General features: G+C 33.9%; 17 protein-coding genes and 1 pseudogene. 4 read left to right on the top strand and 14 right to left on the bottom strand.

Annotated features, from left to right (window positions below):
- Positions 1 to 26: 26 nt before the first annotated feature.
- From RCJ96_RS12920 to RCJ96_RS12900, 5 genes are all read right to left on the bottom strand, one after another.
- Positions 27 to 746 carry a lysophospholipid acyltransferase family protein gene (locus RCJ96_RS12920; RefSeq protein ID WP_270794884.1) on the bottom strand — a complete coding sequence of 240 codons (720 nt, stop codon included), beginning with the start codon at positions 744 to 746 and terminating at the stop codon, positions 27 to 29.
- Between the two features lie 111 nt (positions 747 to 857).
- Complete coding sequence (locus RCJ96_RS12915; RefSeq protein WP_078418583.1) at positions 858 to 1,493, bottom strand: FMN-dependent NADH-azoreductase; 636 nt, start codon at positions 1,491 to 1,493, stop codon at positions 858 to 860.
- 240 nt (positions 1,494 to 1,733) lie between these two features.
- Positions 1,734 to 3,719 carry a penicillin-binding protein 3 gene (pbpC, locus tag RCJ96_RS12910; protein WP_242303650.1) on the bottom strand — a complete coding sequence of 662 codons (1,986 nt, stop codon included), beginning with the start codon at positions 3,717 to 3,719 and terminating at the stop codon, positions 1,734 to 1,736.
- 155 nt (positions 3,720 to 3,874) lie between these two features.
- Positions 3,875 to 4,363 (bottom strand): dihydrofolate reductase, encoded by a 489-nt coding sequence (locus tag RCJ96_RS12905; protein WP_098670196.1) that lies wholly within the window; start codon positions 4,361 to 4,363, stop codon positions 3,875 to 3,877.
- 19 nt (positions 4,364 to 4,382) lie between these two features.
- Positions 4,383 to 5,339 (bottom strand): thymidylate synthase, encoded by a 957-nt coding sequence (locus tag RCJ96_RS12900; RefSeq protein ID WP_416503792.1) that lies wholly within the window; start codon positions 5,337 to 5,339, stop codon positions 4,383 to 4,385.
- A 198-nt stretch (positions 5,340 to 5,537) separates the two neighbouring features.
- Here RCJ96_RS12900 and RCJ96_RS12895 point away from each other — a divergent pair, with 198 nt between their 5' ends.
- Together RCJ96_RS12895 and RCJ96_RS12890 are read left to right on the top strand one after the other, a co-directional pair.
- Positions 5,538 to 6,995, top strand: a complete 1,458-nt coding sequence (locus RCJ96_RS12895) for a serine hydrolase (protein WP_416503791.1) — start codon at positions 5,538 to 5,540, stop codon at positions 6,993 to 6,995.
- Positions 6,996 to 7,122: 127 nt separating this feature from the next.
- The gene (locus RCJ96_RS12890; protein WP_416503790.1) at positions 7,123 to 8,406 is read left to right on the top strand and encodes a S41 family peptidase; all 1,284 of its coding nucleotides are present in this window, start codon (positions 7,123 to 7,125) and stop codon (positions 8,404 to 8,406) included.
- Positions 8,407 to 8,442: 36 nt separating this feature from the next.
- Here RCJ96_RS12890 and RCJ96_RS12885 read toward each other — a convergent pair whose 3' ends face one another.
- The 6 genes and pseudogenes from RCJ96_RS12885 to RCJ96_RS12860 all read right to left on the bottom strand — a co-directional run bounded on the left by RCJ96_RS12885 (position 8,443) and on the right by RCJ96_RS12860 (position 13,290).
- Positions 8,443 to 9,375 carry an aminoglycoside phosphotransferase family protein gene (locus RCJ96_RS12885; RefSeq protein WP_416503789.1) on the bottom strand — a complete coding sequence of 311 codons (933 nt, stop codon included), beginning with the start codon at positions 9,373 to 9,375 and terminating at the stop codon, positions 8,443 to 8,445.
- A gap of 12 nt (positions 9,376 to 9,387) precedes the next feature.
- The gene (locus RCJ96_RS12880) at positions 9,388 to 9,774 is read right to left on the bottom strand and encodes a VOC family protein (RefSeq protein WP_074607815.1); all 387 of its coding nucleotides are present in this window, start codon (positions 9,772 to 9,774) and stop codon (positions 9,388 to 9,390) included.
- A 1-nt stretch (position 9,775) separates the two neighbouring features.
- On the bottom strand, positions 9,776 to 10,411 hold the full coding sequence (locus RCJ96_RS12875; RefSeq protein ID WP_029438115.1) for an HAD family hydrolase: 636 nt from the start codon (positions 10,409 to 10,411) through the stop codon (positions 9,776 to 9,778).
- A gap of 105 nt (positions 10,412 to 10,516) precedes the next feature.
- On the bottom strand, positions 10,517 to 11,104 hold the full coding sequence (locus tag RCJ96_RS12870) for a YpjP family protein (RefSeq protein ID WP_001134414.1): 588 nt from the start codon (positions 11,102 to 11,104) through the stop codon (positions 10,517 to 10,519).
- 285 nt (positions 11,105 to 11,389) lie between these two features.
- Entirely contained in the window at positions 11,390 to 12,589 is a 1,200-nt protein-coding gene (locus RCJ96_RS12865; RefSeq protein WP_446699797.1) for an ABC transporter permease, read from the bottom strand.
- Positions 12,582 to 13,290: pseudogene (locus RCJ96_RS12860) on the bottom strand (ABC transporter ATP-binding protein). The gene RCJ96_RS12865 and the pseudogene RCJ96_RS12860 overlap by 8 nt, the downstream one beginning before the upstream one ends.
- Positions 13,291 to 13,443: 153 nt before the next feature.
- On the opposite strand from RCJ96_RS12860, the gene RCJ96_RS12855 reads away from it, so the two are divergent.
- Both RCJ96_RS12855 and RCJ96_RS12850 read left to right on the top strand, forming a co-directional pair.
- A complete protein-coding gene (locus tag RCJ96_RS12855) occupies positions 13,444 to 13,875 on the top strand; it encodes a GNAT family N-acetyltransferase (RefSeq protein WP_416503787.1) in 432 nt (143 codons plus the stop codon).
- A gap of 29 nt (positions 13,876 to 13,904) precedes the next feature.
- Positions 13,905 to 14,432, top strand: coding sequence for an HAD-IIIA family hydrolase (locus RCJ96_RS12850; RefSeq protein ID WP_416503786.1), 528 nt, complete (start codon positions 13,905 to 13,907; stop codon positions 14,430 to 14,432).
- 56 nt (positions 14,433 to 14,488) lie between these two features.
- On the opposite strand, the gene RCJ96_RS12845 is transcribed toward RCJ96_RS12850, so the two are convergent.
- From RCJ96_RS12845 to RCJ96_RS12835, 3 genes are all read right to left on the bottom strand, one after another.
- Positions 14,489 to 14,929 carry a GNAT family N-acetyltransferase gene (locus RCJ96_RS12845; RefSeq protein ID WP_001223874.1) on the bottom strand — a complete coding sequence of 147 codons (441 nt, stop codon included), beginning with the start codon at positions 14,927 to 14,929 and terminating at the stop codon, positions 14,489 to 14,491.
- Complete coding sequence (locus RCJ96_RS12840) at positions 14,926 to 15,399, bottom strand: SAM-dependent methyltransferase (protein WP_074607821.1); 474 nt, start codon at positions 15,397 to 15,399, stop codon at positions 14,926 to 14,928. The genes RCJ96_RS12845 and RCJ96_RS12840 overlap by 4 nt, the downstream gene beginning before the upstream one ends.
- 99 nt (positions 15,400 to 15,498) lie before the next feature.
- On the bottom strand, positions 15,499 to 16,185 hold the full coding sequence (locus RCJ96_RS12835; protein WP_242303642.1) for an aspartate/glutamate racemase family protein: 687 nt from the start codon (positions 16,183 to 16,185) through the stop codon (positions 15,499 to 15,501).
- Positions 16,186 to 16,333: the final 148 nt, after the last annotated feature.

Here is a 16,333-nt window from a genome sequence, read left to right as displayed (position 1 = left end):
CTTACATTAAGCTGAAACCTTTTTTATTACTTATGTAATTGTGATGCGATAACATCCTGTGTATACTTCGTTAACTCTTTAATATCCATAGTCGCATACTCTTCAGGTGTAATCGGCTTAGAAATTGTTACTGTTGCACGAGCTCGCTTCATACGATTTCCATTTGCTTCAAACATTTTATATGTCCCATCTAATGTTACAGGTAAGATTGCTACACCAGATTTTACAGCAAGATGAAAACTACCAGCCTTAAACTCTCCAACTTCCCCACCCTTACTTCTCGTTCCTTCAGGGAAAATTACGATAGAATGTCCATTCTTCAATAGTTCAATCCCATCTTTAATCGCTTGAAGTGACTGGCGGCGATCGCTACGATCCATAAATACACAATTCATAAGTTCCATCCAAGTTGGTACAACTGGGAACTTTTTAATCTCTGCCTTTGAAACGAAGCCAATTGGTTTATTTAAATAACCTAGTAAAACAGGGATATCCATATTACTCTGGTGATTACTTACAACTAGTACCGGCTTGTCTTTCGGAACATTTTCAAGTCCTTTAACATCTACTGTTCCTCCAGCTACACGTACCATTTTCTTACCAAACCAATTTGTCGTTTTGTACACAGCATTATCTTTTTCTTGTGGCGACATCGTATTTACTTGTCTTTTAAGACGCCACATTCTCGGTGTAATCGCAATTACGATTAAAATTAAATAAAAGATTTTAAAAAACGTTTGAATCATACAGAACCCCCACCTATTATCATTCCGACCTTCATTATACTAGACAAACGAAGGAAAAAGAAGAAAAAATGTCCAAACAACAAGTGTTTGGACATTTTTAAGTATGATATATTAGAAACGTTTTGCTAATTCACGAGCATTAGCAATTGCTGCTTCTTTAATTTCTTGTGCTTTTTCAGGGTTTGCATTCATACCTTCAACTGCAATATATTCAGTATCATTTACACCGACAAATCCTAATACAGTTTTTAAGTGATTGCGTCCGAAGTCTACAGCTGCGTATGCTCCTTCAGAATATACGCCACCTGTTGCTTGAATGTGAAGTGCTTTTTTACCTTCTAACAAGCCAACTGGACCATTTTCAGTATATTTGAATGTTTTACCTGCGATTGCTACGTTGTCTAAGTATGCTTTTACTACTGGTGGGTAGCTAAAGTTCCACATTGGAGTTACAAATACATAACGATCTGCATGCATAAATGTTTCTAAGTTTGTGTTCATTGCTGCAACTTTTTGCTGTTGAGCTTCAGTTAAAGCTTCAAAGCCTTCACCTGCTGCAAATTTACCCCAAGCAGCGAATACATCTGCATCGATTGCTGGTACTGTAGTGTTGAATAAATCAATTGTTACAACTTCGTCTTGTGGATGTTCGTTTTTATAAGCTTCGATGAAAGCTTCCCCTACTGCCATTCCGAAAGAACCTTCTGCTGAATTTGGATTTGCTGTAATAAATAGTACTTTTGTCATTGTATTCTCTCCCTTTTTTCTCTTTATCTTTAATTCAAGATTTGTTTTTTAAAAGTTAATAACTTACCTTATGTAAGTATAATACAAAAAGTTTTAATCGATGTCAATAAAAAATAGCTACTTTTTTTTCGTAAGTTAATGATTTATTTTGTTTCCTTAAAATTTAGTATATAGATATTAAGAATTTTTCATAGAAAAAGGCTAGCTCTACAAATTATAGAGCTAGCCTTTTATTACATATTATTTTTGAAATACATGCTTTACTTTTTCAGCTGGAATATTACTTCCGCCTCTACCTTTTACATCTTCAATCATCATAGTAATGACCATATCTGGTGAATTTAAATCAAATGCAGCGAACCAACCTAGTTCTTTTCCTTCGGCTTCTTTTGATACTTTTAATTCCGCTGTGCCTGTTTTTCCAGCAAGAGTCATGCCATCAATTTTAGCAATTTTCCCTGTACCATCTGGATCATTAATTACTTTCGTCATAGCAGTTTTTAATATATCCTGATTGCCTTTTGAAATTACATTCTCTTTCCAAACTTTCGGTTGCTTATCTGTTTTAATAATATATGGAGAAGGTATGTTTCCTTCATTAACAATTGGTGCGTACGTTAATGCTAGATGGAGTGGCGTCATTAATACTTGCCCTTGCCCATAACCTGTGTCTGCCATTTGAATATCATTTTTAATACCATCATTTGCGATTTTAGAAGCTGGGAATCCATATTCAATTGGTAGTTTCTCATCGAATCCGAATTTTTTCGCTTCACTCATAAACTTGTCTTTTCCGATTTTTAAAGCTTCTTGTGCGAAGTAAATATTATCCGAGTATTTCATCGCCTTATCAAAATCAATCGGATTTGCATCTTTTACACGCGTTACATAATAATTACCCCAAGAAGAATCTTTTGTCCATTTTAATCCTTCAATTTTTAACTCTTCTTTTGGATCAATCGTTTTCGTTTCAAGACCGATTGCACCTGTAATTGGTTTAAATACAGAACCTGGAACTGATAATTGTGTAAATCGATTCGTCATCGGTTTTTTCGGATCATTATTTACCGCATCACGTTGCGCTTTTGACGCCCCTCTTGTAAGGGTATTTGGGTTATAAGCTGGTGTGCTCACAAGTGCAAGTGTTTCTCCAGTCTTTGGATTAATTGCTGCACTTGATCCTACCTCATTTTTCATTTCATTATAAATTTCGCTTTGAACTGCACTGTCAATCGTTAAAGTTACATTTTCTCCATCAACAGCATCTGTTTTTGCTAAATTTTTAATTTCTTTTCCTTGTGCATCTTCTACGAAGACACGACCACCTTTTTTACCGCGTAGCTTTTCTTCCAGTACTTGCTCTAAACCAGCTTTACCTACTGGATCATCTGCTTGATAACCTTTCTTTTGTAACGTTTTTAAATCTTCAGCATTCACTTTTCCAATATAGCCAGTAAGATGTGCGGCTTCTTCTCCTAATGGATATGAGCGAACATTTACTGGCTTTGTCGCAACACCTGGTAAATCTATGTACGTATTTTGTGTTGCTCCTTCAGGCAATATTCCAATTGGTACAAGGTAATTTGGTTTTACCCATTTAGCTGCTAGTTTTTGGTCAATTTCTTCGACAGACATATTTAGTAACTTCGCTACCGTTTCTTTCGTTTGCGGAGCTGCATCCCCTAATTTTTCAGGAATCAATCCGATTTCAGAAGCTTTACCATTTACCGCAAGATATTTACCGTTACGGTCATATATTTCTCCGCGCTTCGGCTCTGTCGTTTGCATACGCACTTTACTATCTTTCGTCATACCTGGGAATATAAAATCAGGAGTCCAATCTATTTTCCAAGATTCTTTATCTCCATCCTTTTCTTTCACCATTTTTGCTTCATGGGCAAAATTGATTTTACCACCAACAGTATCCATGCTTACTTTAAAAGGAACAGGACCTTCATCTTTTTTATCTTCTTTTACTTCTCCTGCTTCTACTTTTAAGTCTTTCACTTCAATGCCAGAATAAATTTTTTCATATTTCTCAGTAAATTCTTTCTTTGAAATATCTTTTTTTGCCTTTTCTGATAATTGATCATACATTTCTGCAAATTTTTGTTTATTCCATGCTTTTGCATATGTATCAAATGCTTCTTGTGGTTTTTCTTCTTTACCACATCCGACTAACATGAATGTTAAGCAAAGAAAAAGAATCCCCCATATCTTTCTCAATCGATTCTCCTCCTCTTTCTATCTTAATACTCTTGAAAATTTTAGCATTTTCACATGCTCCCTTTCATTATAGCACTATCGAATCTCATCTATAAACCTATATTGATGGATATAAATAAAAAGACTGATGTGAATATTCACATCAATCTTTATTATTATTGTTGCTTTTCATATACATGATAATAGTACGTATACGGATTTTTTTCATCCGTTAATCCTTTTTCAACAAAAGTTTCTTTCCAATTTGTCATATCTATTTCTGGGAAGAATGTATCTCCTTCAAATGCATGATGGATTTTTGTTATATATAACTTGTCTACGTAAGGTAAAAAGAGATCATAAATTTGCGCTCCGCCAAAAATAAAGATCTCTTCTTCATTTTTGCATAGCTCAAACACTTCTTCTACAGAATGTGCTACTTCACAGCCTTCAACATGATAACCTTCATTACGAGTTACAATAATATTACGTCTTCCAGGCAGCGGTCTACCAATCGCTTCATAGTTTTTTCTTCCCATAATAAGCGAATGACCCATCGTTGTTTTCTTTACATATTGTAATTCACTCGGTAAACGCCAAGGTAAATTATTATCTTTACCAATTACTCTATTCTCGTCCATTGCGACCATAAATGAAACTATCATCTTTTCATCTCCTCTACAATTACACTGCAACCGGTGCTTTAATTGCTGGGTGTGGATCATATCCTTCAATCGTTAAATCTTCCATTTCAAAATCAAACACAGATTTCACATCTGGATTTAATGTAAGTTTTGGGAACGGACGTGGTTCACGCACCAATTGCTTTTCTACTTGCTCAAAATGATTCGTATAAATATGGGCATCTCCAATTGTATGAACAAATTCTCCCACTTCAAGTCCGCATTCATGTGCAATTAAATGTGTTAGTAACGAGTAACTTGCAATGTTAAATGGAATTCCAAGGAATATATCACCACTTCTTTGATATAGCTGACAAGAAAGTTTACCGTCTGCTACATAAAACTGAAATAACGTATGACAAGGTGGTAATGCCATACTTGGTACATCTTCAGGATTCCAAGCAGATACAATTAGGCGACGTGAATCTGGCGTTTTTTTAATCATTTCAATTACATCTTTTAATTGATCAAGCGTCTCACCAGCTGTCGTTTTCCAAGCACGCCACTGCTTACCGTATACGTCTCCTAAATAACCATATTTATTTGAGAAGTCATCATCTTCTAAAACGTTCTTTTTAAACAATTCCATTTGCTCATCGTACTGAACTTTAAATTCCTCATCTTGTTGTGAGCGAAGACCGAAATCAGTCATGTCAGGACCCGTATACTCGTCACTTTCTACCCAACTCTTAAATGCCCATTCATTCCAAATGTTGTTATTATGCTGCAATAAATAACGAATATTTGTATCACCTTTCATAAACCAAAGTAGCTCACTTGCTACAAGTCGAAACGGCACTCTCTTTGTTGTTAATAAAGGAAAACCTTTACTTAGATCAAAACGCATTTGATATCCAAATACAGATACAGTGCCTGTCCCTGTACGGTCTTCTTTCTTCGTACCATGCTCCATTACATGGCGGCATAAATTTAAGTATTCATTTTCAGCATGTTTCATATGTAGTAAAACCTTCTTTCAATCTTATATAAAATTTATCATAACATGAAAAACATTGAATTTAATAATCTTGATTAATAAAATTTATTTCAGTAATTCTTACAAAATTATTAACTTTCCATATTTAAAAAGGTTTTCATTTTCTATTACCGAAAGTATAGTGCGGTAGAACAAAATTTATATTTGGAGGTTAGAAGTATGTCTAAAATTGAAACGCCTGTTATGACTTCTTTACAAACAACGGTTGAAAAAATGATGAAGGATTTAAAGGTTCCTGGCGCTGCTGTGGCTGTTATAAAAGACGGTGAAGTCATTATTTCAGAAGGCTTTGGCTATCGTAATTTAGACACAAAAGACCCTGTTACACCGCGTACTTTGTTCGCAATCGGTTCCTCAACGAAAGCTTTTGGCACACTTTCATTAAGTTTGTTAGCACAGCAAAAAAAGTTTAATTGGGATACTCCTGTCCAGTCTTATATACCTAACTTCTCTTTATCTGAACTACTTGCTAGCTCACAAGTTACAGGACGAGATTTAGCTTCTCATCGCACTGGGGTAAGTCGTCATGATGCTCTTTGGTATAGCTCTTCCTTGTCTCGAGAAGATCTTGTCGAAAAAATAAAACATTTACCACTTGATGCACCGTTTCGAACTTCCTTTCTATATAACAACTTAATGTATGCGACAATTAGTTATATTGTAGAAAACATTACGAATCAAACGTGGGAGCAATACGCTACAGAACATATTTTAGAGCCTTTAAATATGAGGCATACAAACTTCTCTGTTATAGATTCACAAACTACAAATGATTATGCTTTACCTTACATCGAAAATGACGGTGAAATAAAAGAAGTTCCATTCCGCAACATCGATACCGTTGGTGCTGCTGGTTGTATTAATTCTACAATTGAAGATATGGCCAATTGGGTCCTTCTTCACTTAAAACAAGGGAAATTTGGAGAGCATGAATTAATCTCCTCTGAATTATTACAACAAATGTATACACCGCACAATTCCATTCCAGATCAACCAGTTTTATCACTTCCTGAATCTCCATTAAATAGTTACGGTCTCGGTTGGTTTATTAGTGCTTATCGTGGGAATAAGGTGATTCATCACGGCGGTAATATTGATGGATTTTCAGCACTTGTTTCTTTCATACCAACAGAAAACATCGGCCTTGTCATTTTAACGAATGCTGGAGGCACATTACTGCCTACTTATCTCGCTAATCAAATTTATGACGAACTGCTTGAATTAGAATCCATTGATTGGCGTAAACGCGCTGTAGAAGATACTGAAAAAATGAAGGAAATGATAAAAGAAGCAACTGAATCCATTCCAGAACAAATTAAAGGGACTACACCTTCTCACAAATTAGAGGATTATACTGGTACTTTCGAACATCCTGCATACGGAACATTACAAGTATACAAGCGTGATGATTCATTATTTGTGCAATTCATGGAAATGGACATTCAATTAACACATCATCATTACGACATCTTTTCTGCAAAAGTTGATTTATTCCAAATGAAGATGAATCTATTATTTGCATATGAAATGAGTGTGAACGGTGAATTCCCTTCCCTTCAGTTACATGTACCAGCTACGCTAAGTACTCAGCCGCTTGCATTTAAGAAAATTAAATAAATTTTTAATAGAGGGATGATAACACTTCCCTCTATTTTTCATTACAATCTCCATCCAAATAAAGGATAATACGTAAAGGATACGGAATTCTATTATTTAACTAATTAAATTATCAGGGGGAAAAGCCGTGTATACAGGAATTTTCAAAGAAATTGTTTCAATTACTCATCACGATTATTCAGGTTGTATAGATAAAAAAGGATGGGACGATCCCACTACTTATTTACAGACAATCGAGAAACTAGAGAGACAAGGAGAACTAACACCAGTACAATTTACTGAAATTGTACGTGATTACTTATTAGACTTTAAAGATAATCATATGTTTTTCAAAATGATCTCTACTAATCACCCCCTTAATAGTGTTGGCTTTCAAGTAAAAAGATACGAAGACCGACTATATATTACATCTACTTCACAGGAAATAAGAGTGAAAAAGGGACAGTCTATTCTAGCATTAGATAATATGAAAGTTCCTGAGTTATTAATAAAATATAAGAAGTATTTAAATGAGAATACATATGAACGTGAAAAATGGGATTATGTTTTATTAAAATCATCAAATTGTACACTTATAGATGAAAACGGAGTAACCGAAACCATTCGTTTACAAAAGTATAAACAAAACGAATACACACCTATTTATTCATTTAAACAACATAACAAAGATACACTCTTAATTACTTTGACGGACTTCGCAAATGCTGAAGCTATCAATACATTATTAGACTCACACAAAGATGAGCTTAATGCTTTTCCGAATTTAATCATAGATGTGCGATTAAATCGTGGCGGAAGTGATGATGCATTTTTCAACCTACTTCCTTACTTATTTGAAGACAAAGAAATTTCTCTTTTCGATTCTTCAGAAACAATGCAATTAAATCATACAGAACGAAACTTTCATCTACGTATGAAAGACATGAAAATGGAAGATTATGATTCTTTAGACGAACTTTCCAAATTATTCACTAATATGTTTATTCAAGATTTAAAAAAGAATTATAAAAAAGGATTCGTTACATTTAATACTTCTAGTTTACCAAAAGAACTTCAATCATTAAAAATACACGGACGAAAATCACCTAGTAGAGTAGTTATATTAACAGATGTTACATGTGGGAGTTCTGGCGATTCTTTTGTAGAAGTTGCAAAAAAATCATTGAAAGTAAAAGTAATAGGTCGTCCTACTGCTGGTGTAAATGATTATTCTAATTTAGCAGTAATGGAATGGGCTGATACATTCGCACTTTACTATCCTACTTCAAGGCTTTCAATTATAGATAAAGGTGAAGGAATGTCCGGAATTGGTATTCAACCACATATACATATCCCGTGGACTCCAGAACATATACAAGAAGATGTGGATTTAAAATTAGCATTGCAACTACTTCAAAACGAAGAATGGTAAAAAAATAAAGGTAGATGTGAATCACACCTACCTTTTTTATTTCATCTTAATCTTTTCTGGTTGAAACCAAGTTGGCTTTAATAACTCAAAGTTTTTATGATCCTCTAATACGATAGTAAGACGTTCTAACGTATCATCTAACATATGTGGTGCTGCTCGTAATGACCAGACAACTGACGAGAAAACTGTCATGCCAACGTACACCGCATATAATTTCCAAAACTCCTCTGGTATTCTCTCGTTAAAGTATCCTTCTATTTGTCCGATTGAATATGGAATACTAATGTCCCTTGCAAATAGTGCAATTTTCACGAAATCATGAAGCGGATCACCCCAGTCGTAGCCATTAAAATCAACAACACCTACATATTTCCCATCACGTACAATTATATTTTCTAAATGAAAATCATCGTGTTGAAATCGATTTGGGCGATTCTTTAAGTGTATTTCATTTTCATCTATAAACTTAATGATTTTATCATCATTTTTTACTTTTATTCCACATGTTTTATATGCCTCTACATATTTTCGATGTTTTTTCATTGCTCTTTCATACCATGGAAGTAAATCATTAGGAGCTTCATATGTATGCATTTTTGCTAAATCTTTTCCTGCCTCTATACCAATTTCATATTGTTCTTTTGGTGAATACGTAGGCAATAGCTTCTTTGCATCTTCCCCTTCTAAATATGAAAAAATACTATAGCATACACCTTCTTCTTCCAATATACCTATTTCAATCGGCGTTTGTGCCTGTACGTTACGTTTTGCCATTTCATTTAAAATTTGAAACTCTATTTTCCTTCTTTCATACTCTTGTATATCGCCAATCCGTAACAAATATTTTTCATCATCAATTGTCGTAACTATATATTTTTTATCAGGTGAAAACCCTTTAGAAATTTCTTCAATATTAACTGCATCTTTTACTATTTGTATATTGTTTTGCCATGCTGTAATTGTTTTCATGTATATTCCCCCTTACATTTCTATATTTGGTGTGTAAGCTACTTCTATAATAAACCCATTTGGATCATAAAAATCAATCGTATAATACCCTTCCGAATAATGATTCATTTCAATCGGACCACGTATTACGTTAACTTCCGTACTAGAAAGAAAATTTGCTACCTCATCAACAACTTCTCTTTTAATAGCTTGGTAACAAATATGTCTTGGTCCTAAAGTCCTTACGATTTCTTCATCTACTTCTTTAAAATATATTTCACTTTCTCCTGTGCTATATGCTACTTCATTTAACTTTCTCCAGCCAATTATTGAAAACAGCTTATCATAAAAAGAAATAGATTCCTTTAAATCTGCTACCCAAAATTCCATATGATGAATGCCCGCTCGAAGTGTATTCATATTAAGAATACGCCCCTTGTACTACTTGTACAATTTCCATCGGCTTATGAACCATATAATCTGGTGCATCTTTTTTCACTGTTTCAATGACATCATATCCCCAAGATACCCAAATTACGTTCACCCCAGCCTTTTTACATGCTGCTACGTCTCGCTGTTCATCACCAACATATAACATATCTTTCTCTGTTATTTTTTTCGATTTTAAAAACCTTTTTATCATTTTATCTTTACCAAACAAATTTTTAGAACAATACACTTCTTGTATATTTTCTATACCATTATTGTGTAAGAATGCCCGAATGTGCTCTTCTGAGTTCGAAGATATGACTGCAATTCCGTACCCCTTTTTATGTAGTTCATCTAATACTTCCTTCATCCCATGGAACAAAATAAGATCTTTTATAGCAGGTTGATACAATTTATAAAACTCCAACGCTAATATTGGTAGTTTATACAGCGGTACATCAAGTTGTTTACATCTTTCTGGCATCGTTAACTTGCGTAAATACTCAATTTCTTCTTCCCTTACCGTTTTATATCCGTGCTTTTCAGCAAGTTGATTATAAATTGGTACAAATATATTTTGTGAATCTACTAATGTGCCATCAAAGTCAAAAACAATATATTTTTGCATTCCCATACTCCCTTTGCCTCTTTTTCTAAACCTATCTTATTCAACACCGTAGTTGTCTTACCCTTCTATACACATAAAAAAGAACAAGATTTTCTCTTGTTCTTTTTAAGAAAGCCACTTTGGCGGTACATTCGTATTCCAATAAATATTCCCTAACTCATGGTGTCCAGAGTATCCATCATCAAAACGGTGGTAGTGGAAATTAAAATAGTAACCATCTTGCGGTGGATGATCTCTTCTTACGTGGAAACGCAATAAGTCATTTCCTGTTTTCGTATCGTAAACGTGAAAAATCTTTTCATTATTTCCACCCGCTGGTTTTTGAGAAATCGCTAATGATTGTAGCGATTCTTCTGGCACATCATTTGCTAGTTCAGCAATTGCCTCTTCAATTTTTGGTAATATTACATCTTTAAATTCATCTTCAATTACCGGACCAATTTTAGTCCCAAATTTTTGCATCGACTGCTTCTCTGCTTCTTGCATTGCATACGTAATAAAAGTATCGGTGGTTAACCTGTCATTCGTTTCTTCATATGTATAGGACGTACTCTCCAAATTTTGTTGCCCAGCTGTGCTTGTAGGCTTGTCCGCAGCTTTGGCATTATCAAGCAATATGGAAGGAGGCGTCACTAGACCAAATGTAAATACGGTAATTAATGCGACTAAGGTTTTTCTAAACCAATTTGGCATGTATGTTTCCTCCCCTTTCACTCATTATATTTTATATAACGGTTGTTTCCTCTATTATACAAAATGATTGTAATTTTTGCACTTTACAATTTTGTTAACGTTCACATATTTTTCACTTGAATATGAAATTGTAAGATTTCATACAATAAAAATACAACAATAATGAGGAGGAGATTCGATGACTTTAGATGTCATGTATTCCGCCGCAAGCATAATCGTTTTAGTATATTTTATTTATCAATGTGTTACAGATTAGAAAAAAGAGCCATTTTTCGGCTCTTTTTTCTATGGTAAGAATACTATCCAACCAATCCATACTATAAAAATGACTCCAGCAATTACAGCTGGTAATAAATAAAAATGAGAAAGTATAACTATTCCATACAAAAGTATTACTGGAAACAATAAATAGAGATCTGCCTTCCATCTTAACAATAGTAATTTTCCTTCATCACAATATAAATGAAGAAACATTTTTTTCGTAAATTCGTTCCAATAGTCGCGCGCATAACGGGAAATTGCAAATAAAGCAAATGCAAGAATGATAGCGGCAATCCACTTCGGACTCATAATAATACTGACAGTGCTTATACATACAATTTGAATAGAAAATATTCGTGCACTACTTGTACGGAAAAATTCTTTAAAAAAGGATTCAACAATACGATCATCGGTTTTCTTCCCTAAAAACTTTTTAGAACGCGGAAACATCCACGGCTTTTTATTCGAACTACTCGGTTTAGCCGCATGACCACCAACTTGCATAATCCCGCTCGTCCAGCGCATACTTTCTTCTTTTTCTTTCTCAATTTCTTTAAAAAAGGAATTTTTATAATTCAATTTTTCTTTTATCAATACGGTAATGAGAAAAACTGCTAGTCCGATACATAGTATAGAGTAAAATGGATTTTTATAAATAAAAAATAGACTCACTCCAAAAAAGGATAGACTTATAGAAAATATTACATTTTTGATAACCCATAGTAACCATCGTTTTCCCACACGTACATGAATACATCTCGTTAATAACGCCAACAAAAATCGAAATACAGTAAAGAATAGCCAAAATAATACGACTTGTACCTTCGTCACTCCAATACTTTTCAGCAAAACTGGTAACATAACAACTACTACCACTACATTCGTTATTGCTATTCGAATAAACGTATATGTCATGCCATACTGGATTAATTTTTGCATGTGAGCAGGATACGAAATTAAAAATAAACTATCCGCTTGCTCAAAAAATGAGCGAACTCCTCTTCCATATGTAATCACATAAAATGCGAGTAGACCTAATCCGAAATAAACAGTCTCTCCCATCGATAATTCTTCCGTCCATAGTGAACGATAATAAATCCCCATAAATATAAATGCTGGAATAATAATATATAGCGCAACTGTCCAATCCGTTATAGAACGTATGGACTTCCATTTGCGGCCCAGTTCATGGCGCAATCTTTTATAAAATTGTTGTTTAATCATGTTGTTCACGCCTTACAATTACATCAAAACAGTCTAATAATGAACTCCCTGGCATTTCTGCTAACGTTTGAATTGCCTCTAAATGGCCATCTGCGACTAATGTACCTTGTGAGATGAGTAAAAATCTTTCGCAAATTCTTTCAGCTGTATCTAATACGTGCGTACAAAGTAAAATTCCTGCCCCGCGTTCTTTTTCTTTATATAAATAACTTAAAAACTCTTTCGTAGCTACCGGATCTAAACCGATAAAAGGTTCGTCAATGATATAAAAATCTGGTTCAGTTAAGAACGCCAAAATGAGCATCGATTTTTGTTTCATCCCTTTTGAAAACTTTGATAAATACTCATGTTTATGCCTATCCATTCGAAACATATGTAATAACTCTTCCGCTTTCCGTTCCCAGCTTCCGGCTTCGTTCTCGCGAGCAGCCATTAATAATTCAATATGTTCCCAGAGCGTCAAATAATCATAATAAGTTGGATGTTCGGGCACATATGCATACGGATTTTTCTTTTCACCAAATGATATTTCACCATTCATATTTACAAGTAACCCGAGCATCGTTTTAATCGTCGTACTTTTCCCGGCACCATTTGCGCCAATAAGAGCAACTAATTCGCCTTGCTCAATCGAAAAGGCAATATCATGAATTTTTTTCACCTATTTCATATCCAGCAGAACGGATATTTACTTCTAACATACATTCCCCTTCTTTCCATTTCCAATACAAACTAGGAAAAGAATAACATATAACTATCTATATATCATTATAAAATATTTATTTTCATAGCAGGAATAAATATTTTTTAACAGAATACTTAATGTTTGATTACATTTAATTGGAGTGGATAATATGTCTTTTCAAATTCGTGAAGCTACGATAGACGATATAGATGCACTTTGTTCTTTAACGAAAGAATTAAAAGGTTCCTCTATTTCGTATGAAGATATGAACAACCGATTGCAATTCGTACAAATGAGTCCTTTTGATTTTTTATATGTTTATGAGGAAGAAAAAACTATACTTGGATTACTTGGGTTTCGTATACGTGAAAATTTAGAAGATGTAACTCGGTATGGAGAAATTTCAATTATTAGCGTTGATTCTACAATACGACGGAAAGGCATTGGGCAAGCATTAATGGATTATGCAGAGCAATTAGCAAAGAAGCATAATTGCATTGGCACATGGCTAGTTAGTGGAACAAAAAGAGTAAAAGCTCATCCTTTTTACAAAAAATTAGGATATGAAGTGAATGGATATCGATTTGTAAAACATTTTTAAACTACTTGTTAATTGAAAGGACTATAACTATGACAAACATTCAAGCAATTTTCATTGATCGTGACGGTACAATTGGTGGCGATACTACCATACATTACCCAGGATCATTTACATTATTTCCTTTTACAAAAGCATCACTGCAAAAATTAAAAGCTAATCATATAAAAATTTTCTCTTTTACAAATCAACCAGGTATCGCGGATGGGATAGCGACCATAGCCGATTTCTCACAAGAATTAAAAGGCTTCGGTTTTGATGATATTTACGTATGTCCTCATAAACACGGTGATGGTTGCGAATGTCGTAAACCAAATACAGGCATGCTTCTACAAGCAGCCAAAAAACACGGGCTTGATTTAACACAATGTGCTGTAATTGGTGATCGCTGGACTGATATCGTTGCAGGAGCAAAAGTGAATGCGACAACGATTTTAGTACGAACAGGCGCTGGATACGACGCTTTACATACGTACCGAGACAAGTGGGCACATATTGAACCAAACTACATTGCAGAAAACTTTGAAGATGCGACAAATTGGCTTTTAAGTCAACTATAATGCAAATGAAAAGAGACGCCTTCAAAATGAAAGCGCCTCTTTTCATTTAATATTATTTAAAACGTTAATTCATAATGGAAATAACGATTATCTCTCAAATATCCATTTTCAGCGTATAATCGCTGTGCTGATAAATTATCAATCTCTGTTTGTAATTTTACACCTTTTGCACCATTTTCTAAGGCGAATCCTTTCGCAGCTTCTAATAATTTTTTCCCTGTTCCTGCCCCGCGCTTAGCAGCTTGTACAAATAAATCATTTAAAATCCATAATTCTTTCATCGAAATAGAAGAAAATGATGGATATAATTGTGTAAATCCAATATATTCACCATCTTCAACTGCTACGAAGATAACAGATTCTTTTCTCTCCATTCGATTTCGTAAAAATACTTTTGCTCCTTCTAGATCGGAATCTTGTCTATAAAACATACGATAGTTATTAAAAACTGATGCTAGTCCATCTAAATCTGCAATTGTTGCCTCATATATTCTCATTTTACTCCATTCCCCTTCCAATACTGTTTCATTATATCCGTTGCCCATTTAGGCTGTACAATTTCTTCTTTCGGCATAAACTCTTTCATTATTGGCTTTATATCCAATACAGGGGTGCCATCAATAGCATCTAACCCCTCAACAATAATTGATTTACCTTCTCTTTTGATTACCTTTACAATGGTTGCTCCTATACGATTCGGACGATTTTTTCCACGCTGTGCAAAAATACCTACTTTAGGATAATCATGATTATTTCTAGGATATCTAGCAAAATATTGAATTTGTTCATCAGTTACTTTATGAAAATAAAAAACAACTTCAATATGTGAAAAATCTTCAATCCCTTGTATACTTTCTTCTGTATACATTTCCGTTAAAGTAATATAGGATTTTACTTCTCCCCACTCATCATCTTTTATTTCCTTTCTTTCATTATGTACAAATGCGATTGGTTGAACTGAAAACATACGCATTCCCCCTTACATGTAACCACTTACATTATAAAATATTTTCTGAATGTTTTCCACATATACAAATTAGGTTACATAATATAATTATAATCTATTTTATAAGGCGAAATGAACTGCTTCAACTGCATGTATATAAGTTGTATCGAATATTGGAACTGATACGTCTTCCTGTTTAACTAATAATCCTATTTCTGTACAACCTAATATGATTCCTTGTGCCCCTTCTTGTACTAACTCTTCTATAACTCTCTTATAATACTCTCTAGATTGTGATACTATTTTTCCTAAACACAATTCCGTATATATTACTTCATTTATCTTATCCCTATCCGTTTTCGATGGAACTGTTACTTTTATATGATTTTCTTCAATACGTGACTTATAGAAATCTTGCTCCATTGTATATTTTGTTCCAAGTAAACCAACAGTTTGAATACCTTTTCTTTTCATTTCTTTCGCAGTTGCATCTGCGATATGTAAGACTGGAATATGAATATTCTCCTTTATTTTCTCAACTACTTTATGCATAGTATTTGTACAAATAATTATAAAATCTGCCCCTGCACTCTGTAACGAATATGCTGCATTCCCTAATACCTCTCCTGCTCCATTCCAATCTCCGTTAGATTGGAACCGTTCAATCTCTTCAAAGTCCACACTATTGATTATACATTTTGCTGAATGTAACCCTCCTAATCTCTTTTTTATTTCTTCATTTATGATTCGATAATATTCAGTAGTTGATTCCCAACTCATACCACCAATTAATCCTATTGTTTTCATAACTACTACACCCACCTCACACTATTTTTATAACCTGATTCAAACATTTTATTATATATATTATACATAATAAAACAAGACTTTACGTTGAAAATATAAAGTCTTGTTTTAACTATTTCCAAGGAAATTTTATAAGAATATTCTGAAA

This window comes from Bacillus sp. BSL6 (assembly GCF_052928345.1).
This window is presented reverse-complemented; position numbering and strand designations above follow the sequence as displayed.

Bases quoted from the DNA above. Each gene is read 5' to 3' on its own strand.
- RCJ96_RS12920 (WP_270794884.1), bottom strand. From the start codon at position 746: ATGATTCAAACGTTTTTTAAAATCTTTTATTTAATTTTAATCGTAATT.
- RCJ96_RS12915 (WP_078418583.1), bottom strand. From the start codon at position 1,493: ATGACAAAAGTACTATTTATTACAGCAAATCCAAATTCAGCAGAAGGT.
- RCJ96_RS12905 (WP_098670196.1), bottom strand. From the start codon at position 4,363: ATGATAGTTTCATTTATGGTCGCAATGGACGAGAATAGAGTAATTGGT.
- RCJ96_RS12900 (WP_416503792.1), bottom strand. From the start codon at position 5,339: ATGAAACATGCTGAAAATGAATACTTAAATTTATGCCGCCATGTAATG.
- RCJ96_RS12895 (WP_416503791.1), top strand. From the start codon at position 5,538: ATGTCTAAAATTGAAACGCCTGTTATGACTTCTTTACAAACAACGGTT.
- RCJ96_RS12885 (WP_416503789.1), bottom strand. From the start codon at position 9,375: ATGAAAACAATTACAGCATGGCAAAACAATATACAAATAGTAAAAGAT.
- RCJ96_RS12880 (WP_074607815.1), bottom strand. From the start codon at position 9,774: ATGAATACACTTCGAGCGGGCATTCATCATATGGAATTTTGGGTAGCA.
- RCJ96_RS12875 (WP_029438115.1), bottom strand. From the start codon at position 10,411: ATGCAAAAATATATTGTTTTTGACTTTGATGGCACATTAGTAGATTCA.
- RCJ96_RS12870 (WP_001134414.1), bottom strand. From the start codon at position 11,104: ATGCCAAATTGGTTTAGAAAAACCTTAGTCGCATTAATTACCGTATTT.
- RCJ96_RS12865 (WP_446699797.1), bottom strand. From the start codon at position 12,589: ATGATTAAACAACAATTTTATAAAAGATTGCGCCATGAACTGGGCCGC.
- RCJ96_RS12855 (WP_416503787.1), top strand. From the start codon at position 13,444: ATGTCTTTTCAAATTCGTGAAGCTACGATAGACGATATAGATGCACTT.
- RCJ96_RS12850 (WP_416503786.1), top strand. From the start codon at position 13,905: ATGACAAACATTCAAGCAATTTTCATTGATCGTGACGGTACAATTGGT.
- RCJ96_RS12845 (WP_001223874.1), bottom strand. From the start codon at position 14,929: ATGAGAATATATGAGGCAACAATTGCAGATTTAGATGGACTAGCATCA.
- RCJ96_RS12840 (WP_074607821.1), bottom strand. From the start codon at position 15,399: ATGTTTTCAGTTCAACCAATCGCATTTGTACATAATGAAAGAAAGGAA.
- RCJ96_RS12835 (WP_242303642.1), bottom strand. From the start codon at position 16,185: ATGAAAACAATAGGATTAATTGGTGGTATGAGTTGGGAATCAACTACT.